The organism is Mucilaginibacter sp. dw_454 (assembly GCF_018449775.1).
Classification (GTDB): Bacteria; Bacteroidota; Bacteroidia; order Sphingobacteriales; family Sphingobacteriaceae; genus Mucilaginibacter.
Genome location: NZ_JAAVVB010000002.1, coordinates 210,672 through 231,994, shown reverse-complemented (window position 1 = coordinate 231,994; position 21,323 = coordinate 210,672). Strand labels below are relative to the sequence as shown.

The following is a 21,323-nucleotide window of genomic DNA, read 5'->3' as shown; positions in this document are numbered from 1 at the left end:
ATGTTAATTAGTCAAAAGTATAAAATTTAATGAGCATACTTTCGCCTGCGGATATAATGTTGAAAAATAGCAAATATTAACACTAAAAACAAGGGCATAGTTGTATTTACAATTTGCCAGAATAATTTTTCGTTACGCACCCGGGCGCGGTTTAACAGCCGCAATTTAATTTCTTTATTACGTAAAGTTATCAGGCCCGAGTCGTCAGTCATATAGTCGGCAATGTTGAGCAATAAATTTTTGTTACCGAAGTTCTGGCGGGTATACCGATCATACCCCAGCGGGAACGGCGAGCCATCGGCAGCTACCTCATTTTTAAATACATCGCCATCACTAATGACGATCTGTTTGGTTTGCACACTCTCTGATTTTTGCGCGATAATCTCCCCTACGCCTTCCGGCTCGGGACGATTCTTAAAGTCGGACTGAAACTTACCTTCCAGCAAAACCCCGGTAACTTTTGGCACGCTTTGAAAAGCTTTGGGATCTGGCTCCTGCTCAATGGCTTGTAACGACAGCAAATGAGGCGCTTTCAGGTTTTTATTATAGGGCGATGAGTTCAATAATACGGTCTTGCTCACGTCGCGAATGTCTAGCACATCAATGGTACTGGGGAACTCACTGTAAATACCATCCAGGTTTTTAACAATAGGGTGTTTTGAGTAAGGGATAAATATCGGATAAAACAGCCATGGCACCATCTGGATCTGAGCCTGCCCGCCAACATTACCCGTACTGATAGGTATTTGCGCGGAACTGATATCGGCTATCAGATCATAATTAATGCGTACGCCGTACACAAATAACTGATCGTCCAAATTAAGTTGTTTCGGGAAAGCCAATTGCTCGCCACCGTGACCGCGCAGGCTATCCAGCTCGGCGCTTACCTGGTCTATCGTCCATACTATTTTGCCGCCGCGCATCAGGTATTGATCCAGCTTAAACTTCTCGGCTTCGGTAAATGGCTTTTCGGGTTTAGGCACCACCATCAGGCGGATCTTTTGCAAGCTATCAAACGGGATAGTTTTCAGGTCGACACGACCAACCAAAAATCCATCCGAAAGCGACTTCATCGCATCGTTCAATTGCACATCATTCAGCTCATCATGCCCGGTGGTAAAGCCAATTTCGGGCTTGCCGCCTTTGGTAGCTTTTTTTATGGCTGATATGAATGCATACTCCAGGTTTTGGATAGAATTATTCAGCACTTCATCGGCAGATAAACCCATCAAGCTTTGCTGATACAGCAATTTAACCGGGATATCTTTGCCATTAGCAGACACCATAGCGCCCGGGAATATCGTTTTTTGCGTAACACCATCGTCGGTCTTCACGCTTAAGGCAGTAGGCTCAATGCCGCGCGACTGCAAATCTTGAATTGCTTGATTTTGTTGATCGCTTGCCAAACCTTTCAATGGGTCTACAAATTCAAACTGCAGTTTGCGATGACTGTAAGCTTGCAGGTCGCTCAGCATATCGTTGCCGGCGCGTTGCAGACGTTTCATACCACCGGTTAAATCGCCCTGTAAATAAACAGTAACTTTTACCGGCTGCTGCAGGCTATCTAAAATACCACGACTCATGGTTGAGATGGTATAGCGGCCCTCTTTAGTAAAATCAAAACGGGTGAAACCAAGGGTGCTTAATATAGCTATCGCGATGATGGCCGCTAAGCCGGTTAAGCTTTTTTTGCCGACAGTTTTTTGTTGTTGCTTAAACAGTACGAAAACAGTAAGCCAAATAAACAAGGCAGTTAATACGACGAAGTAGCCCAGATCGCGGGTATCTAATACCCCACGACTAATGGATTGATAATGATCATTAATACCCAGGCCTTGTATTCCGGTTGATTGCAGAGAAAGCAGCCCGCTCAATGAATCAAATCCGCTGTAAAAAAAGAAACAGATAAATACTGATACGGTGAATGCAATGATTTGATTTTTGGTAATAGCCGAGGCGAAAAGGCCTATCGCCGCGAAAGCGGCACCCAATAAAAACAAACCAATGTACGAGCCTATTACCGCCCCGCTATCTATATTGCCTTGGGGCGTACCCAGTACGTAAACCGAGTAGTAATAAATTAGGGTAGGAACCAGCGCAAACAGCACCAATATTACTGCCGCGAAGTATTTGCCTAATACAATTTGCAGATCGGTAAGCGGCCGGGTAATCAATAATTCGAAGGTACCTTCCTTACGCTCCTCGGCCAGCGACCGCATGGTAATGGCCGGAATCAGGAACATGAACAGGTATGGCGCAGTGCTAAACAGGCTGTCTAATCCAGCGTAGCCGTAATCGAGAATTGATGAATCGGGGAAAACCCACAAAAACAGCCCCAGCACCAAAAGGAAAACGCCGATGGTAACATAAGCCACCAGCGAGCTGAGGTAGGTTGTTATTTCTTTTTTGAGTATGCTATACACCTTAAAACCTTGAACGCCGAAATTACAACAATATTTGCTATCGGCATATCGGCAGTATTAAAAAAACAAAAGGCCTTTGCATCGCAAAAGCCTTTTTGATATGGTTAGCGTTTAGTTTAAAAACTATAAGCTAAACGCAGCGCTACCTGGTTAATGGTACTGTTGTTTTGCAACCAGCTTTCAAACCTGATACCGATATCGGCATGGGTATCAAAGCGGTAACCAACACCCGGCGAATAAGCAAACGCCGTACCGCCCCCGGTAGCGGTTGATATGGCTGCGCCTGCCTGTCCTTCAGCATAAAACACATCGCTAATAAAGTATTTAACACCACCTTTTAAAGGGATGTAACCCTCGCCTTTGTTGGTGGTGCCGTAGCCCACGAAAGGAATGGTAGCATCGGCACGGTAAGGGAAATAAATATAACCGGCAGAGGCAGTAAGCGAAACTTTGTCATTAATAGTAAAGTTATACTTCAACGAACCACCAACCGTAAAAGTTGAATAAGCACGCGCCGAAGCCAAAGGTATGCCGCCTTCAAGGCCAATACTAAACTTTTCCGGGTCGGCTTTTTGGGCAAATGCAGTTGTTATGCTGCCAATTAAAATAAGGGTTAATAAAATTTTTCTCATGATAGTAGGGGTTTATAATTGCGGTTAAAATAAAAAAAGGGTTTTCTACGCAATAAACTCAATAATATAAAAAATATTATGAGCAAAGAATGGCGTAATACCATTTTTTGCAAGACGGAAAATCGACTGGCAAAGTCTGCATGTTATAGTTTATTAAAGATTGGTAAGCTTAACAAAGATATCCTCAAGCGATGTGGTTGTATTTTTGCCTTTGAGATTAGCTAATGTATCATCGGCAACAATTTTACCTTTATTGACGATGATCACATGATCGCATACGGCTTCAACCTCCTGCATAATGTGGGTTGACAGCACCACAGTTTTGGTTTTACCGAGATTAAGTATTAGCTGGCGGATGCTGATGAGCTGATTTGGATCAAGACCTGAGGTAGGCTCGTCCAAAATAAGAACCTGCGGATCATGTAAAATAGCCTGCGCCAGGCCAACACGCTGGCGATAGCCTTTAGACAGTTGACCGATTTTTTTATGTTGTTCCGGACCAAGGCCGGTCATTTCTATAACATCGGCTATGCGTTTACCAGGATCGTTAAGTTGATGGATATCGGCGATAAAACCCATCGATTCTTTGACGTACATCTCGCCGTAAAGCGCATTACTTTCGGGCAGGTAACCAATGCTGCGCTTAACTTCAATGGGTTGCGTAGTTACGTCGAACCCACATACTTCTGCCTTACCCGCAGTTTGCGGTATAAAGCAGGTCAATATCTTCATGGTGGTTGATTTACCGGCTCCATTAGGCCCCAAAAAGCCCAGCACGCCGGGCTTAGCCTCAAAGCTGATACTGTCGACCGCCTTTTGCTCGCCATAAATTTTTGTTAAACCTTCAACACGGATACTCATGGTGTAAATGTAGAAATTTGGGCCGAAATTATTGCTCAAATCTTAATTCAGACCCACACCCTGTAAAGGATCCTGGCCATTTAATGTACCCTGACTTGATATAATTGTGAAGCGGGTAAACATTTCTTCGCCTAACCAATTCTCCTCCCGGGCGCGTTTGATCACGTCGGCATGATTTCCGGGTTTATAGGCAAATGCTTTCATGTTGTCTGCATTATCCCATACAGAAAATGTAGCAACCCGGTGGTACGTTTCGCCTATAGGGATAGATGTTAGCCGGCCCGGCGCTATATTAAGATCATCATTCACCGCTTCAACCGACGACCAGAATGCTTTAAATTTGCCCAATCTTATCCGTGCACGGGTAAGTACTGCAACAGGCCCCTCGATATTTTTAACAGGTTCGATATCATTAAAAGGATCGACACCGCCCCATTTGCCATGACTTTGGTTCGGTTGTAATAATAACGTCCATTTTTCATAGGCAAGCGCATTCCACCATTTGGAAATGAATGAATTGTTGTTGAAGCTATTAAAATCGCTTTCACTGTTCCATACAGCAAACAGCCCCCATCGTTGCCAATCGGGCTTCATGCTAAAGCCGCCGTCGCGGCCGCTACCCAATAACCTCCAGAAGGTACAGCCTTTTTGCAGCGCTATCGGAATGCGGTGCGCAGCCATTGCCATCAAGGCAAAGGGTATAAAACGTTTTTTGTAACGGATGATGGTAAGGCTTGCGATCATGGACGAAGAAGCAAACTTAGTAAATTATAACTTGCTTTATTTGATTTACACGGATCATCCTGAACTTGTTTCAGGATCTCCGGCGGCAGTCCGCCTCGCCTAGCATGTGGGATGCCGAAACAAGTTCGGCATGACATCATGAAAGTTTAATCTTTCTTATCCTTCACAATCACAAAAACATCTTCATTGTCTTTGTGCATAAGATATTTTTCGCGGGCAAATTTTTCGAGTTTGGCCGGATCCGAGTTTAGCTCGTCCAGATCTTTAGTTACTTTTTCGCTTTGGGCTTTGTAGAAATCGCGCTCAGTTTTCAGTTTGCTAACTTCCTGGTGATACTGGTATTGCGACAACAGATCATTCTTATCGAAAAAAACCATCCATACCACGAATGCCACCGTAACCAGGAAAAATTTGTTTTTAAAAAGATCTATCAGTCGTTGCATAAACGTGGCGCGATAATTTTATTTAAAATTATTAAAAAAGTTTAACCGGTGCAAATATGCTTATTAACTTATTAACAATACAACGGTAAAACAAAAAGAGACGCAAAATATTGCGTCTCTACCTTTTATCACTACCTTCTGTTACCACCCGGCTTTCCGCCGCTTAGGTTGCTATTTTCTGAACGGCCACCGCCGCCTTGACGTTTATCACCCGACGGGCGATCGCTACGGCCAAAACCACGGCCGCGCTTTTGGCCGCCACCTTTACCTTTAGGCTTCGCAGCAGCAGATGGGCTTACCGTCAGCGGATTCATTACATACGGATGTTCCTCATTAACCGGGATCTGTTTGCCAATCAGCTTGTGAATGTCTCTTATAAATTCCAGTTCCTCTGCATCGCAAAACGAATAAGCAATGCCATTGGCTCCTGCCCTGCCTGTACGACCTATACGGTGTACATAAGTTTCGGGTACGTTTGGTATTTCGTAGTTAATTACGTGTGTCAACTCGTCGATATCAATACCACGCGCTGCAATGTCCGTAGCTATTAACACACGGGTATCGCGGTTCTTGAAATTGGTCAATGCACGTTGTCTTGCATTTTGCGATTTATTACCGTGAATGGCCTCGGCAGTGATCTTTAAGCGGTGCAGATCTTTAACCACCTTGTCTGCGCCATGTTTGGTGCGGGTAAAAACCAGCGCAGTTTTAATGCCTTTATCTTTTAAAATATGTTCTAACAAGGCGCGCTTGTCATTCTTTTCTACGTAGTAAAGTTCTTGCTGTATGGTATCGGCTGTTGATGATACAGGCGTAACCTCAATTCTTTCAGGATTGGTTAAAATACTATCTGCTAAATGCTGGATCTCTTTTGGCATAGTGGCCGAGAAAAACAACGTCTGTCTTTTTGCAGGTACTTTGGCAATTACTTTCTTCACATCGTTTACAAAACCCATGTCCAGCATACGATCGGCTTCGTCTAATACCAGCATTTTGATATGCTCGAGGTTGATGAAGCGTTGGTTCATCAAATCCAGCAAACGGCCCGGTGTTGCCACCAAAATATCCACACCACGACGCAAGGCATCAACCTGTGGGTTTTGAGATACACCGCCGAAAACTACCAAATGCTTCAAACCGGTATGACGGCCATAAGCTGCCAAACTTTCGTTGATCTGGATAGCCAGCTCGCGGGTTGGGGTTAGTATAAGGGCCTTAATGGTTTTCTGCTCTTTGTGTTGCAGTTTGTCCTGGTAAAGCAATTGCAAAATAGGTATAGAGAAAGCAGCCGTTTTACCGGTGCCTGTTTGCGCGCAGCCTAACAGGTCGCGGCGTTGCAACACAATAGGTATTGCTTGTTCTTGTATAGGTGTTGGGGTAGTATATCCCTCAGTTTTTAAAGCCCTGAGAATTGGATCAATTAAATTTAAATCTTGAAATAACATGTATTGTCTTTTATATTTTGTGCTAACGCGATTGCATAGCGGATCTGAAGAGTTTGTCGGTGATCAAAGCCGTAAAGCTAACGGGTATTAATTTATTTGCGCAAAGATACGCTTTTATTAGTTAGCAATGTCTTTGATAAGCAATAAGTTGATAATGAATAATTTAGGTAGGGACATTTTATTTTAAGATATAAATGATGAAATAATCTTTGATAACTATTTGGGCGTTCCCTTCGGGTCAGTCCGCCTTTAGGCGGATCATACTGCGCAGGGCCTTAGTCACGGGCCGGTATCCGCTGTAATCCTTAACGCGGGGGGACACCCGGTCTTTGCTTCGCTCGACCACCCTCTCTTCCGCAAGCGGGAAAGAGGGATATTTGGTTAAATGTCAAACAAAAAAAGGCCCCGAACCCGGAGCCTTTTCAATATCAATGTAGAGACGCAATATTTTGCGTCTCCTGGAATATTATTTGTTGTAGTATTTAAAGTTCTTACCGATAAACTTAGCGTTCTCGCCCAGTTCTTCTTCGATACGTAACAACTGATTGTATTTTGCTATCCTGTCTGAACGTGAAGCCGAACCGGTTTTGATTTGACCACAATTTAAAGCAACGGCTAAATCAGCAATGGTAGCATCCTCAGTCTCGCCGCTACGGTGGCTCATTACTGAAGTATAGCTGCTGGTTTGTGCCAGGCTAACCGCATTGATGGTTTCGGTTAATGAACCAATCTGGTTAACTTTTACCAGGATAGAGTTTGCAGTCTTCTCGTCAATACCTCTTTGTAAACGCAATACGTTGGTTACAAACAAATCGTCACCCACTAATTGAACTTTATCGCCAATTTTGTCAGTCAGGATTTTCCAGCCGGCCCAATCATCCTCAGCCATACCGTCTTCGATAGAGATGATTGGGTATTTAGCGGCTAATGAAGCCAGGTAATCTGCCTGCTCTTCGCTGTTGCGGATGGCACCTTTTTCGCCTTCAAATTTAGTATAGTCGTATTTGCCGTCTTTGTAAAACTCAGAAGCAGCGCAATCAAATGCTAGGCAAATGTCAACACCTGGTTTGTAACCTGCTTTTTCGATAGCTTTTAAAATGGTTTCAACACCATCTTCAGTACCTTCAAAAGTTGGTGCAAAACCACCTTCGTCGCCTACTGCAGTTGAAAGACCGCGGTCATGTAAAATCTTTTTCAGGTTATGGAAAACCTCGGTACCCCAACGTAAAGCTTCAGAGAAAGACGAAGCCCCAACCGGCATGATCATAAACTCCTGGAACGCTATAGGCGCGTCAGAGTGTGAACCACCGTTAACAATGTTCATCATTGGTATAGGTAATGTATTAGCGTTAACACCACCAATGTAGCGGTATAAAGGCTGGCGGCTTTCTTGCGCAGCAGCTTTTGCAGCAGCTAAAGAAACACCTAAAATTGCGTTAGCGCCTAATTTGCCTTTGTTTGGGGTGCCGTCAAGATCAATCATGATCTTGTCTATGCTGTTTTGATCAAACACGTCAACACCTTGCAGTTCTTTAGCGATAATGTCATTTACATTTTCAACGGCTTTTAAAACACCTTTACCCATGTAAACAGACTTATCATTGTCACGCAGCTCAACAGCCTCATGTATACCCGTTGATGCACCTGATGGTACAGCGGCACGGCCTAAAAAGCCATTTTCGGTTAATACATCTACCTCGATAGTAGGGTTTCCGCGCGAGTCAAGGATCTGGCGGGCGTGAACGTCAATTATTAAACTCATTTTTCTTGCTTATTTATTCAGTTAAGATCTTAGTGTAGATAGTACACCAGAAACATTTAGTTTTTCAAAGATACAATTTCAAATAAATAAGCTGCAAAATTGTTTAATATTAACATAAATTTAATGTTACAAAGCGTGTTTTTAAACAATTTATTAAGCCTTTTTTACTTCGGCAGCCATCACCATGATATGTGGTTCCTTTAGCGAAGTAATGATATGAGAAGTGATATGCACCGGAATCAAAGTGCCATCCTTTTTACGGTGGGTCCATATGCCAGAGTCGTTATAAGTGCCGGCAAGTTGTTTTACTACCGTATGCACCTTACCGACATCGCTTTTAGGACGAATGTCTAAGATTGTCATATTCATAAACTCATCTGCGGTGTAGCCATATTTAGATATTGCGGCATTATTTACAGCAGTAAAGTTCAGGGTACGTTTATTATAGATCCACATGGGCGATGGGTTGGCCTCGAAATAGCTGCGGTATTGCTTTTCGCTTTCGTCTAATTTGGCATTGTAGTGAAGGATGAGTCTATAAAGGATAAAGCCGGTAAAAATCATATAGCCAACCCCTTTGATGCTGCCTATAAATAAGATCACAGATACATCAAGCCGCGCCTTTAGTAAATCCAGCACCTTGTCGCTAAGAGCGACCCACGATACACCGGCTACGACATAAATTATTGCAATTTTTAATGCCCCGGATTTCATCTATCAGCTAAATAGTTAAATGCTTAAGCGATTTAACTATTTATAAGCAGAAATACAAGAACTAAATCGCCATAGCTATAAAAGTAAATGAATAGGTAAATCGACGTTGACCGATGTTTACCTGGCTATTCCCACTTAAACGTTTTGGTAGCTACCACATAAATCACCACGCCCCAAATGGCCATAATTAAAATCTGGTGCGATACATCCATTAAGCTTGCGCCCTCAAAAGCAACCTTACGCAAAGCGTCATTCAGGTAGGTTAAAGGCAGCGCCCTGCTGATAGGCTGCAACCACGCCGGGAAAACATTGATAGAGAAAAACGTACCCGATAGCAGGAACTGTGGCAACGTGATCAAATTAGCAATTGGCGGCACCGTGCTCTCGTTTTTAGCAATACCCGACACCACGAAACCAAAACCCATAAAGACCACTACCCCAATGAGCGAGAGCAGCAGCATATTGAGCACCGTGACAACACCGTGGACCAGCGTAAAACCAAATGCGAAATGACCGATGCAAATAATAAACAATGCGCCAATTAACGCGAAAGAGATCCGCGCAATAGCCTCGCCTATAATAATACTATAACGTTGCACAGGGGTGGCAAAAAAGCGTTTGATTACCAGGGTGATCCGTAGTGATAAGAAAACGAATGCAGTACCAAATACACCAGTGCTTAATAAGGAAAAGCCCAACTGACCGGGCAAAATAAAGTCGATAGTTTTATACTCGCGGCCTGCTACCGTATCTTCCTTGATAACGGCAACCGGCGGCGGTGCATTGGTTACATGCGAATTGATCTCGAAAAAAATATTATTTAAAGCCGATCTTAGAATCGCCATCTTATCGCCGGATGCCTTGCTTGACTGTACATTCACCGTGAAGACAGGTGGCGTAGCATTTTTCTGAATATTCAGGATTGCATCGATGCTCCCCTTTTTCAGATTGGCTTCCATCTGCTCCGGTGTTTGATCGTGGATCAGATGCACCACGCTTACTTTCTTCAAAGCCTGGTAAACCGGGTTCAAGGTATCATTAGTTTTAGCCACACCAACATCAACGGAAATAACTCCGCCCCCGCTAATAAAGCCGAAAACCAAAATAAATATCAACGGAAAAAGCAACGTAAACACCACCGTAGATGGCGTACGTATAATGGAACGGAAACTTGCCCGGGTGATAGCCAGGGTAGCTTTAAAATTACTGTACGGTTTTTCTTGGTTTGTCATGTTCATTAGACCTCACCCTGCCCTCTCCAGAGGAGAGGGTTCTGACGAGCATGTTTTTTAATTTTATGTTTATCTATTAATCAGTATCAATATTGTCGATAACGTTATTTAAAGCCCTCTCTTTTGGATAGGGTTGTGAGATGTTTACTCAGCCCGCCACTCTTTACCTGTCAAATTAATAAATACATCTTCCAGGTTGGCCAACTTAACTTGTTTTGGTCGTTCAAATCCCGAGGCTACCAGTTGATCGATAAAATGATCTGGCGTATCAACGCCTATGATGTTTCCGTTATCTACAAAAGCTACGCGGTCGCATAGCACTTCGGCTTCGTCCATATAGTGGGTGGTAATCACTACGGTAGTGCCCTGGTCGCGGATTTCGCGAATCAAATCCCAAAGGTTACGACGTGCTTGCGGGTCGAGTCCCGTTGTCGGCTCATCCAAAAACACAATGCGCGGATTGTTTATTAAGGTGGTAGCTATCGAGAAACGTTGTTTCTGCCCGCCTGATAATTCTTTGTATTTGGCTTTGGCTTTGTCTGTCAGCGCAACTTTTTCCAACATTTCCAGCGGACTGCGTTGTATGCCATACAATCCCGAGAAGAGATCAATCAACTCTGTAAGATTCAGGTTCGGGTAATAACCCGCTGCCTGCAATTGTACACCAATGCGTTTTTTAATGCTTGCAGCATCAGTATCAATATTAAATCCGTCGACAGTGATCTCGCCGGAGGTTTTTTCACGCAGGGTTTCAATGATCTCGAGGGTGGTGGTTTTACCCGCGCCGTTAGGGCCCAGTAAACCGAAGATTTCGCCCTCGTAAACTTCAAAGCTAATGCCTTTTACAGCTTTAAAATCGCCATAGTTTTTAACCAGGTTTTTTACTGTAATGATGGATTGTTTTGCCATGCCGCAAAGGTGTGAAATATCAGCGATTTTTTTGACGTATCAGTACGATTATTACAATAAGCAGAAAGAGCTTCATAACTTGTAATTATTTTACCAGGTGACCAATTAAATGGATAGCAGATACTACATGCGCAAAAAAATGCGTGACGATAATTAATGCCGGTACGGTGAATAAAGTTGTCATTGTGTGATGATTTTATGATTCAAATTTGCATCGGAAATCAAAAATGGCACACGGTTATTAGGTAAGTTAAGGGAAATTGTCGGTGAATGGATGAGGGTTTCGGTAAAACACACAAAAAGGGTTGTCATTCTGAGCGTAGCGAAGAATCCTATAAGCGCGACAAGTATTACGTATAAGATTCTTCGCTACGCTCAGAATGACAATTATTATTAAACCAAAAAAGACGCCATCGGGCGTCTTTCTATTTATTTTCAATCTGATTACTTCATCAAATTAATAAAGTCGTCAAACAAATAGCGGCTATCATGCGGGCCTGGTGATGACTCGGGGTGATATTGTACCGAGAATGCTTTTTTACCTTTTACACGGATACCTTCAATAGATTGATCATTCAGGTTAACGTGGGTAATCTCTACTTTATCAGACGCTCTAACTGCTTCAGGTACTACGCCAAAACCATGGTTTTGAGAAGTAACCTCGCAGTGGTTAATAATGATATTTTTAACCGGGTGATTTAAACCGCGGTGGCCGTTAAACATTTTTTTGGTTGGGATATCATTAGCCAAAGCCAATAACTGGTGACCTAAACAGATTCCGAACATAGGTTTATCAGAAGCCAGGATCTCTTTAACCGTTTCAACGGCATAAGGCATGGCAGATGGGTCGCCGGGGCCGTTGGAGATGAAGTAACCGCTTGGTGCAAAATCTTTCTCCATTTCGGCAAAAGTGGTTTTGGCAGGATAAACTTTAGCATAAACCCCACGATCATCAAAATTGCGCAGGATATTTTTCTTTACACCTAAATCTAACACTGCAACACGATATGGTGCGTTTTCTTCGCCGAACGTATAAGTTTCTGTAGTCGATACTTTTGATGATAGCTCCAACCCATCCATTGACGGCACTTCGGCCAGTTTAGCTTTCAGCTCGTCAATATCCGTAATTTCCGAGGAGATGATGGCATTCATCGCGCCTTTATCGCGGATATGGCGAACCAACTGGCGGGTATCCACATCAGAGATCCCTACTATATTTTGTTGTTGAAAATAATCCTGGATAGACTCATCGGCTTGTTTACGGCTGTAAGGGATATTATAGTTTTTACAAACCAGGCCGGCAATCTGGATATTGCCAGATTCAACTTCGGCATTGGCTATACCATAATTACCGATGTGCGCATTGGTAGCCACCATAATTTGCCCAAAATAAGATGGGTCGGTAAAAATTTCCTGGTAGCCGGTCATACCGGTATTAAAACAAATTTCGCCGGCGGTGGTACCAATTTTTCCGGCAGCTTTGCCATGAAAAACAGTTCCGTCTTCTAATAATAATACCGCAGGTAATTTGGTGAAATAAGTCATCTGTTTAAATAAATTGAATAGTGAAAATTGCGGCTGGTCTGGTGCGATGCGCCGTAAAATTGGACTGTAGAAACGAAGTAAGAAACTCCTTTGTTCACGGCGCAAAAGTAGGAAAAGATTTCGGATATCGGATGTGGAATTTCGGATTTTTTTGATGTGATATTAAGATGATAAATCCGAAATCAAACATCCGAATTCCGAAATAAAAATTATCCTACCTTTGCCTAACAGTAAATCAGATCTAACTATGTCTGTTCACAAAGAAGTAAAAAGAATAACCACCCATACCGTACAGGAAATGAAGACCCGTGGCGAGAAAATTGCCATGCTAACTGCTTACGATTACTCGATGGCGGCCGTAGTAGACGCCTCAGGTATGGACATTATATTAGTTGGCGATTCGGCATCGAACGTCATGGCCGGTCATGAAACTACCTTGCCGATAACGTTAGATCAGATGATCTACCATGCATCGGCAGTAGTGCGCGCGGCTAAACGTGCGTTGGTAGTAGTCGATTTGCCTTTTGGCACTTACCAGGGCAACTCTAAAGAAGCCTTGAACTCGGCTATCCGCATCATGAAAGAATCGGGCGCTCACGCGGTGAAACTAGAGGGTGGTATTGAGATTGCCGAATCTGTAAGCCGGATCCTGACTGCAGGTATCCCGGTGATGGGGCACCTGGGTTTAACGCCACAATCTATTTATAAATTTGGCACTTATACTGTTCGCGCAAAAGAGGATGCAGAGGCTGCAAAATTGAAAGAAGATGCTTTGAAATTACAGGAACTGGGTTGCTTTGGCATTGTATTGGAGAAAATACCGGCGCAGTTAGCTAAAGAAGTATCTGAAAGCCTGCTTATCCCAACCATTGGTATAGGCGCCGGGCAGCATTGCGACGGGCAGGTATTGGTGATTCATGATATGCTGGGTATTAATAAAGGTTTTAAGCCACGTTTTTTGCGTCAGTACGCTAACTTGTATGATACCATGAATGGCGCCATAGAAAATTATGTGAGCGATGTAAAAGGCAGAGAATTCCCTAACGAAAAAGAACAATATTAAATTAGTCCATGGTCGATAGACCAGAGACCATAGTAATAAAAATATAATCAACCATGGACTATGGACCATGGACTATCGACTAAATAATGGCCCGACCTGAATTTCATTACGCCGACCACGATATAACAGATAAGGATGTCCTTTATGAGGATAATCACTTGATTGCTGTAAACAAGCGCGCTGGCGACATTGTACAGGTTGATGATACCGGCGATGAGCCGCTGGACGAAAAGGTTAAAAAATACATCGCCAAAAAATACAATAAACCTAACGGTGCCTTTTTAGGCGTTGTACATCGTTTGGACCGCCCCGTTAGTGGCGTGATCTTGTTCGCCAAAACCAGCAAAGCTTTAGAGCGTATTAACAAAATGTTTAAGGCGCGAGAAATGCATAAAACTTATTATGCCGTAACCCGCAAACGCCCTTACCCCGAAGCCGGAACCCTGGTGCATTACCTGATCAAAAATCCGCAGAAAAACGTTACCAAAGCGCATGATCATGAGGTAGCCGGTAGCCAGCGGTCAGAGTTACACTATAAGCTGGTAGGCGAACTGGAAGGCTATTACTTAATAGAAGTTGACCCGATCACCGGTCGTCCGCACCAGATCAGGGTGCAATTATCAACCCTGGGCACGCCTATAGTTGGCGACAATAAATATGGTTACCCGCGTGGCAGTTTGCGCAAAAGCATTTGCCTGCACGCCCGGCGGCTGCAGTTTATACATCCTATAAAAAAAGAACCTATCCTCATAACTGCCCCCGTACCTAAAGATGGATTTTGGGAAAAGTTTGAAGGGATGATGGGATAAAACTATCAAACCAAGCCGTTTCTAAAACTTGAATGTGTAATAATTGTGTACTTTAGGGCTACCAATTATCACCATGAACCTAAATCGTACGCTCATCTTTTTATACCTGTTGTTTGCAGGTATCTATAATTTATCGGCTCAAACTTTACCTGCAAAAACCACCTGGGAAGCGCAATCTATGGGTCTTAATTTGACCTTACATATAGGGGAAGATAGCCTAACTAAAGAAAAAAGGATAACGCTTGACGTACCGCAGCAAGCCATCATAAATTTAAAAGCTTCTATAATAAATTTTTCCGGCGATAGTCTCAGGTTGTTTTTCAAAACCATGCAATCAAACTACATAGCAAAATTTAATACTGATAAAACAGAATTATCGGGCAACTGGGGGCAAAACGGAGTTTATGAGCTTCTAAAGTTTAAACGTGTTGCAACTAAGCCTGAGTTAAAAAGGCCGCAAACGCCAAAGCCTCCATTTCCGTATAGCGAGGAGAATGTACTTTATTATAATAAGGATAAGTCAATAAGATATGGCGCTACTTTAACTATTCCCAAATCAGAAAAAAAAGTACCGGCAGTAATTTTGATAACAGGCTCTGGTTTGCAAGACAGGGACGAAAGTTTGGCGGGACATCAACCATTTTGGGTGATTGCTGATCATTTAAGCCGCAATGGCATTGCAGTTTTAAGGGTTGATGACCGTAGCATTGGCGAAACGACAGGAAATATCATCAATGCAACCTCTGCAGATTTTGCTAATGATGTGCTTGTAGGTGTTAACTATTTAAAAAATCGTGCAGACATTGATGTTAAACATATTGGTTTGCTGGGGCACAGCGAAGGTGGCATGATAGCCCCCATTGCCGCCGTACAATCTAAAGATGTAGCCTTTATAATATGCCTTGCCGGCGTGGGTATTAAGGGAGAAGATATAACTATTAAACAATTTAGCGATGGTAGTCGAAAAGCCCATCTTTCTGAAGAATATATAACCAGAATGACTGCGCTTTTCAGCGGCATGATTAATCTTGCCAATCAATACACTAACTACACTGATGACAGTGAGCTTAAACCGGCTTTTGCAAAATTTATGGAAGCATGGCTTAAGCAGCAGCCAGTCCAATTTTTAAATGACGCGGGCTTTCAAGGCGAAAATGGAAAAAACTATATAAATCAGCTGGCCGGAAATATCTACTCTCCCTGGGAGCGCTATTTTAATGCTTACGACCCGGCAACTACTTTGGGTAAAATAACAATCCCGGTTCTTGCTTTAAATGGCAGTAAAGACACACAGGTAAGCGCCAAAGAAAACCTGGCCGGATTTGACAGTTTGCTGACCAGCGCCGGCAACAAACACTTCAAGACCATGGTCATGCCAGGTCTGAACCACTTATTTCAACACGCCGGCACCGGTGAGACAAATGAATATGCTAAAATAGAAGAAACCATCTCGCCCGAGGTATTAGACATCATTACGAAGTGGATACAGAAGTACGGGCGTTAAGTAGCTTATAAAGCCCGCACCTCCGCCCAAATCTTCTCATCCACCAACACACCTTTGGTCGTATTTTCCCTGCGGGTTTTCAACGTGCTTTCGCCCGGATAAGCCACCGGTTTATTCGCATTAGTTTGATGACTGCTTTTAGTAAAGTTTATTATCTCTTCGATCAGATCGTCGGTTTGCTGCGTGTTTTGTGGCTTTATAGCGATAAATACCTGCGATATGCCTGACTCTATAGATTGATCACTAATCTGTTTCGTGGATTTTCCCTGGCTCAATACCGATGCCAACAGATCAAGCACTAAAGATAAGCCTGATCCTTTCCAGAAACCAATTGGCAAAACTCTTTTTGAATCGAGGATAGCAGCGGGGTTAGTACTTAAATTACCCTCTTTGTCATAGCCCCCACTTACAGGCAATTGCTCGCCATAACTTTGATATTGCTGTAATTTACCGATCGAAAATTGCGACACCGCCATATCCAGCACCACATGTCCTTCCTTTCGCGGCACCGAAATTACCAGCGGATTATTCCCCAATGTAGGTGTAGTACCACCCCAGGGTGCTACATTAGCAATGGTATTGGTAAAGTTAATGCCGATAAAACCCGCATCGGCAGCTTGCCAGCCGTAAGTGCCGCCCCGCATCCAATGATTGGTGCCTCTGATGGCCACGCAGCCTATTCCGTTTGTTTCGGCCAACTCAACAGCACGATTCATACAGAAAAGCGCGTTAATAATGCCCGGGCCTAAATTGCCATCCCACTGCTCCAAAGCACCAAATGCATTAACTAACGTTGGCTCCGCATCGGGCTTAATTACCCCTTGTTTAACGTACTTCACAAAAGTTGGGAAACGGTTTAGCCCGTGAGTGTAAACGCCATCGCGACTATTCTCGGCAAAGATCTGTGCGCACTGACCGGCTTTAGCTTCCGGAAAATCAAGCTTGATTAGCACTCGTTTAAATTCGGTTTTCAGTTCTTCAAAAGGTATCCGCATAAGGCAAATATAGGTGGCGATAAAATAATACAGTAGTAAATACAGTTATAATTCCCTTAGGTTATAGGCTTGGTTAATTAATTTCTATTTTTGCAGCATTATAAATGAAAAATAAGTTCGCATACGTCATCATTCCGGCAGCCATATTAATTGGCTTTTTTGTTAATTCATGTAAAAAAACGTTGGATAGCGACATACCTGACCTACTGGTAAGTGGGCAGTGGAATTTATCCTCGGTAACAGTTATGGTGACCCACGGCGATACCTCGTTGCTGGACACCACTTATGCTATTAACTGCGATCAGGTTTTTACTTTTAATGCAGACAAAACCTGTACCTATACCAATTTCGATTGCCCGGCACAATCAACAATCTCCAAAGGTGATTGGGAATTAACCGGAAATCGCTTGATCCTTGCGTCGAATATTGTTGTTCAAGACACTACATTAGGCAGTACAAAACCCTTTCTTTACTCTACCATCAGCAGTTTGGGCAGGTACTCTATGGTGCTTTTAACCGGCGACGTGATCAATTACAACAATTCTGCAATACGGCGGGTTGTACGCTATGGCTTTGTACGACAAAATACTACAACTCAATAGTAAACAAACCTGTAAAAGTTTATATTTGGGTCAACAACAAATTTATTAACCGCCATTTTGAAAAAACGAATAGCCATTTTTGCTTCAGGATCAGGATCAAATGCTCAGAAAATTATGGAGCATTTTAAACGTAGTGCCGAGGCTGAGGTTGTATTGATATTAACTAATAATCCGCAGGCTTATGTACTGCAACGTGCAGATAACTTCGAAATCCCATCGCATATATTTAACCGCCAGGAGTTTTATGATACTGATGAAATTATCCGCATGCTTAAAAACCTGCAGGTTGACTTGATCGTACTGGCAGGTTTTATGTGGCTGGTTCCAAAAACGTTATTGGCGGCATTCCCTAATAAAATAATTAACCTGCATCCTGCCCTATTACCTAAGTTTGGTGGCAAAGGCATGTATGGCGACCATGTGCATAAAGCGGTATTAGCAGCCGGCGAAGAAGAATCAGGCATTACCATACATTTTGCCAACGAGCAGTTTGATGAAGGCGAAGTGATCCACCAGTCCAAATTTAAAATTGAACCCGGCGATAACCTGGAGATGATCAAATTTAAAGGCCAGCAGTTGGAGCATCAGCATTTCCCGAAGGTGATTGAAAACTTGCTCAAAAAAATGAAGAGCTGATTGTACGAGATCAAACATTGTATAAAGCCGCCTCATGAGTCAAACATGAGGCGGCTTTATCTTTTTTATGGTTGTTTTTGAATAAGGCAGGCTGCTTTTTGAACCAATATCTGTTATAGCTCTACAGTATTAGTTATGCCTTGCACTGTTTTCAAATTTAAACCGCCCGATGTTGAAGAAATTTCACCTGTATATAAACAATAACTATAGTAGATATCCCGGGCTATATTGTAACTTTACTTAGCATAAGTAGCTAATACTTAATGCTCGCCATTATAAAATACAATTAGTATCCTATTTATTCATTAACTAAAATCTGATATGGAAACAAAATTATCCTCCAAATTTATTGCAGAGCTTTTTGGCACGCTGGTGCTTGTTTTAATGGGTTGCGGTAGCGCGGTAATTGCCGCGGCAAACGGTGGTAATATAGATGGTGTCGGTTTACTCGGTATATCTTTTGCCTTTGGTTTATCGGTTGTGGCTATGGCTTATGCTATAGGCCATGTATCGGGCTGCCATATTAATCCGGCTATTTCTATCGGCATGGTTGTGGCAGGCCGGATGAAGGCAAGCGAAGCTGCAATTTATATAATAGCCCAAATACTGGGAGCCATTGCCGGGGCTGGTATCCTGTTCCTGATCGCATCGGGTAAGGATGGATATAGTATTGCGGCAAACGGATTAGGGCAAAATGGGTATGGCGCTTTATCGCCCGCGCATTATAATTTGCAGTCGGGGTTTATTGCAGAAACTGTTTTTACATTTATATTTCTGTTTGTTATTTTCGGATCAACATCTACAAAAAATATACATGGTGGTTTTGCAGGCATATCTATAGGCTTAAGCCTTGTGCTTATACATATTGTGGGGATCAGGGTTACCGGCGTATCTGTAAACCCGGCCCGAAGCATCGGCCCGGCATTGTTGGTTGGCGGCGAGGCTGTTAGCCAGTTATGGTTATTTATTGTAGCGCCTATTTTAGGCAGCATACTAAGCGCGGTGGTTTGGCGCTATCTGTTAGACAAGAATTAGAGCTAAGGCCTTATCTGGTTGCCTAAAGAAGAGGCTGTTCTGATAGTAGGAACAGCCTCTTCTTATTTTGCAAAAAACCCCGACACAAGCTACCCCATAACATTAAAGTTTGATTACAAACATATATGCCAATGATAAATAAATATATTAGCCGCCTGAAAACCAATTAACAATTTCCAATGTCTACCAAACCCTCTACCAGCATTTTCCAACTTGCCGTAATTGTAAGCGCCCTAGGTTTTTTTGTTGACACCTATGATTTGCTGTTGTTTGCCATCATCCGCAAACCCAGCCTCACAGCATTAGGTTTAAGCCCTGCCGATATCGTTTCAAAAGGCGAACTGCTCATCAGCGTACAGATGATAGGTATGGTTATCGGTGGCGTTATCTTCGGAATTTTGGGTGACAGGAAGGGCCGGCTAAAAGTTTTATTTGGGTCGATACTCCTTTACTCTATCGCCAATGCCCTTAACGGCATGGTCACCAACATAGATCAATACCTTATTTTACGTTTTGTTGCAGGCATAGGTTTGGCCGGCGAACTCGGTGCGGGGATAACCCTGGTAAGCGAGCTATTGCCAAAAGAAAAACGGAGCACCGCTGCCGGATTTATAGCGGGTTTTGGTTTGTTTGGTGTGGTGGCGGCATCAGTGATTAGTAAAATGGTAGACTGGCGGATGTGTTACTATATTGGTGGCATACTGGGTGTTATCCTTTTGCTAATGCGGATACAGGTACAGGAGAGCAAGATCTTTAAAGAGGTACAAGAAACCAGCATCAGCAAAGGTAATTTCCTGATGTTTTTTAATAACCGCCGCCGCTTTTCCAAGTATATGCAATGCATTTTATTGGGCCTGCCGGTTTGGTATATCATTGGCATATTGGTTACTTTTTCAGATCAGTTTGCCAAATCTATGGGTATTAGCGGGGTTGAGCCGGGCACCGCTATTATGTTTTTATATATGGCTATTGCCGCAGGCGATTTTAGTGTGGGTTGGCTTAGCCAGCGCTTGCAAAGTCGCAAAAAAACGCTGTTTATATTTTATGCCATCGCGGTTCTGTTTACTATTCTTTACTTCCTGCAGCACAATGGCAGCGCTATCTGGTTTTATGTTATTTGTGCCGGATTGGGTTATGGCGCGGGACTAAACGTAGTTTACATTACCAGCAGTGTAGAGCAATTTGGCACCAACCTGCGGGCGTCGGCCGGTATCAGTATCCCGAATATGGTTCGCGGTACTTTACCACTGATGATTCTGCTTTTTAAATTTCTGCGGACGCTGTTTGGTAATTACTTAATTGGCGGTTGGGTAACCGGCTTAATCATTTTTGCTATTGGTATTACTGCAGCCTGGTTATTAGATGAGACTTATGGCAAAGACCTGGACTTTACAGAAGTTTAAGTCAATTAAAACAACAAAGAACTGTGAATTATTTCGTAAACTACAAGTTCGGTATCAGTAATTCTAAAAGCGATAACCCAATCATTAAAATGACTGCAAGAATATTTTAACGATGCGAGAACATGATGATTACAAAGGGCATAATCTACATTAGGTAGTGCCAGGCTCTCAATAGCCAATTTGAATTTCAAAGCGAATCTTGCGCCACTACCACTTGTATTTTTTGACTCTACAAAATCAGCAACTGCGTCAATAACCCGTAACGCCTTTGGCGTTATTTTCACCACCAAATTCAACAGAATTATTTTTGATTGATGTATTTGGAGAATGCATCTTCTAAACTAATAGGTGAAGCTTCAGTATCCTTAGTAAGATAATCAATTAATTCCTCATCTGTCGCTTTTCTACCTATTCCGGTTACCATAGCATTCACATCTAATTCTTCAAAATTTTGCATTTTAGCAGACAGTCCTAATTCTTCAGCCAATTGAATTAATAATTGAGTCTTTCTTTCTGAATTTGATTTGATAATCAATGTTGTCATACTCTAATATACTAATTTATAT

21 protein-coding genes are annotated in these 21,323 nt (G+C 42.8%); 7 read left to right on the top strand and 14 right to left on the bottom strand.

Annotated elements, in window-relative coordinates:
- Positions 1–26: 26 nt before the first annotated feature.
- The 11 genes from gldG to carA all read right to left on the bottom strand — a co-directional run bounded on the left by gldG (position 27) and on the right by carA (position 12,710).
- Positions 27–2,423, bottom strand: coding sequence for a gliding motility-associated ABC transporter substrate-binding protein GldG (gldG, locus tag HB679_RS08190; protein ID WP_214071479.1), 2,397 nt, complete (start codon positions 2,421–2,423; stop codon positions 27–29).
- Between the two features lie 116 nt (positions 2,424–2,539).
- Positions 2,540–3,055: an outer membrane beta-barrel protein gene (locus HB679_RS08185; RefSeq protein ID WP_214071478.1), complete on the bottom strand. Its 516-nt coding sequence runs from the start codon at positions 3,053–3,055 to the stop codon at positions 2,540–2,542.
- Positions 3,056–3,208: 153 nt separating this feature from the next.
- Positions 3,209–3,916, bottom strand: a complete 708-nt coding sequence (locus HB679_RS08180; RefSeq protein WP_214071477.1) for an ATP-binding cassette domain-containing protein — start codon at positions 3,914–3,916, stop codon at positions 3,209–3,211.
- A gap of 42 nt (positions 3,917–3,958) precedes the next feature.
- A complete protein-coding gene (locus HB679_RS08175) occupies positions 3,959–4,660 on the bottom strand; it encodes a DUF3291 domain-containing protein (RefSeq protein ID WP_214071476.1) in 702 nt (233 codons plus the stop codon).
- A 146-nt stretch (positions 4,661–4,806) separates the two neighbouring features.
- Positions 4,807–5,103 (bottom strand): septum formation initiator family protein, encoded by a 297-nt coding sequence (locus HB679_RS08170; protein WP_214071475.1) that lies wholly within the window; start codon positions 5,101–5,103, stop codon positions 4,807–4,809.
- A 131-nt stretch (positions 5,104–5,234) separates the two neighbouring features.
- Positions 5,235–6,548, bottom strand: a complete 1,314-nt coding sequence (locus HB679_RS08165; RefSeq protein ID WP_214071474.1) for a DEAD/DEAH box helicase — start codon at positions 6,546–6,548, stop codon at positions 5,235–5,237.
- Between the two features lie 466 nt (positions 6,549–7,014).
- Positions 7,015–8,310 (bottom strand): phosphopyruvate hydratase, encoded by a 1,296-nt coding sequence (eno, locus tag HB679_RS08160; RefSeq protein WP_214071473.1) that lies wholly within the window; start codon positions 8,308–8,310, stop codon positions 7,015–7,017.
- A 153-nt stretch (positions 8,311–8,463) separates the two neighbouring features.
- Positions 8,464–9,024 (bottom strand): PAS domain S-box protein, encoded by a 561-nt coding sequence (locus HB679_RS08155; RefSeq protein ID WP_214071472.1) that lies wholly within the window; start codon positions 9,022–9,024, stop codon positions 8,464–8,466.
- Positions 9,025–9,149: 125 nt separating this feature from the next.
- Positions 9,150–10,256, bottom strand: coding sequence for an ABC transporter permease (locus HB679_RS08150; RefSeq protein WP_214071471.1), 1,107 nt, complete (start codon positions 10,254–10,256; stop codon positions 9,150–9,152).
- A gap of 144 nt (positions 10,257–10,400) precedes the next feature.
- A complete protein-coding gene (locus HB679_RS08145) occupies positions 10,401–11,165 on the bottom strand; it encodes an ABC transporter ATP-binding protein (RefSeq protein ID WP_214071470.1) in 765 nt (254 codons plus the stop codon).
- Between the two features lie 444 nt (positions 11,166–11,609).
- Entirely contained in the window at positions 11,610–12,710 is a 1,101-nt protein-coding gene (gene carA, locus HB679_RS08140; protein WP_214071469.1) for a glutamine-hydrolyzing carbamoyl-phosphate synthase small subunit, read from the bottom strand.
- Between the two features lie 247 nt (positions 12,711–12,957).
- Here carA and panB point away from each other — a divergent pair, with 247 nt between their 5' ends.
- From panB to HB679_RS08125, 3 genes are all read left to right on the top strand, one after another.
- Positions 12,958–13,773, top strand: coding sequence for a 3-methyl-2-oxobutanoate hydroxymethyltransferase (gene panB, locus HB679_RS08135; RefSeq protein WP_214071468.1), 816 nt, complete (start codon positions 12,958–12,960; stop codon positions 13,771–13,773).
- Between the two features lie 86 nt (positions 13,774–13,859).
- Positions 13,860–14,582 carry an RluA family pseudouridine synthase gene (locus HB679_RS08130; RefSeq protein WP_214071467.1) on the top strand — a complete coding sequence of 241 codons (723 nt, stop codon included), beginning with the start codon at positions 13,860–13,862 and terminating at the stop codon, positions 14,580–14,582.
- 73 nt (positions 14,583–14,655) lie between these two features.
- Positions 14,656–16,086 carry an alpha/beta hydrolase gene (locus tag HB679_RS08125; RefSeq protein WP_214071466.1) on the top strand — a complete coding sequence of 477 codons (1,431 nt, stop codon included), beginning with the start codon at positions 14,656–14,658 and terminating at the stop codon, positions 16,084–16,086.
- A 5-nt stretch (positions 16,087–16,091) separates the two neighbouring features.
- Here HB679_RS08125 and yiaK read toward each other — a convergent pair whose 3' ends face one another.
- The gene (gene yiaK, locus HB679_RS08120) at positions 16,092–17,081 is read right to left on the bottom strand and encodes a 3-dehydro-L-gulonate 2-dehydrogenase (protein ID WP_214071465.1); all 990 of its coding nucleotides are present in this window, start codon (positions 17,079–17,081) and stop codon (positions 16,092–16,094) included.
- A 104-nt stretch (positions 17,082–17,185) separates the two neighbouring features.
- On the opposite strand from yiaK, the gene HB679_RS08115 reads away from it, so the two are divergent.
- The 4 genes from HB679_RS08115 to HB679_RS08100 all read left to right on the top strand — a co-directional run bounded on the left by HB679_RS08115 (position 17,186) and on the right by HB679_RS08100 (position 20,757).
- The gene (locus tag HB679_RS08115; protein ID WP_214071464.1) at positions 17,186–17,683 is read left to right on the top strand and encodes a DUF5004 domain-containing protein; all 498 of its coding nucleotides are present in this window, start codon (positions 17,186–17,188) and stop codon (positions 17,681–17,683) included.
- A gap of 57 nt (positions 17,684–17,740) precedes the next feature.
- Positions 17,741–18,319, top strand: a complete 579-nt coding sequence (purN, locus tag HB679_RS08110; RefSeq protein WP_214071463.1) for a phosphoribosylglycinamide formyltransferase — start codon at positions 17,741–17,743, stop codon at positions 18,317–18,319.
- Positions 18,320–18,640: 321 nt separating this feature from the next.
- A complete protein-coding gene (gene aqpZ / locus HB679_RS08105; protein ID WP_214071462.1) occupies positions 18,641–19,354 on the top strand; it encodes an aquaporin Z in 714 nt (237 codons plus the stop codon).
- A 179-nt stretch (positions 19,355–19,533) separates the two neighbouring features.
- The gene (locus tag HB679_RS08100) at positions 19,534–20,757 is read left to right on the top strand and encodes an MFS transporter (protein WP_214071461.1); all 1,224 of its coding nucleotides are present in this window, start codon (positions 19,534–19,536) and stop codon (positions 20,755–20,757) included.
- A 5-nt stretch (positions 20,758–20,762) separates the two neighbouring features.
- Here HB679_RS08100 and HB679_RS08095 read toward each other — a convergent pair whose 3' ends face one another.
- Both HB679_RS08095 and HB679_RS08090 read right to left on the bottom strand, forming a co-directional pair.
- On the bottom strand, positions 20,763–21,044 hold the full coding sequence (locus HB679_RS08095) for a type II toxin-antitoxin system RelE/ParE family toxin (RefSeq protein WP_346345148.1): 282 nt from the start codon (positions 21,042–21,044) through the stop codon (positions 20,763–20,765).
- A gap of 14 nt (positions 21,045–21,058) precedes the next feature.
- Positions 21,059–21,301, bottom strand: coding sequence for a hypothetical protein (locus HB679_RS08090; RefSeq protein WP_214071459.1), 243 nt, complete (start codon positions 21,299–21,301; stop codon positions 21,059–21,061).
- Positions 21,302–21,323: the final 22 nt, after the last annotated feature.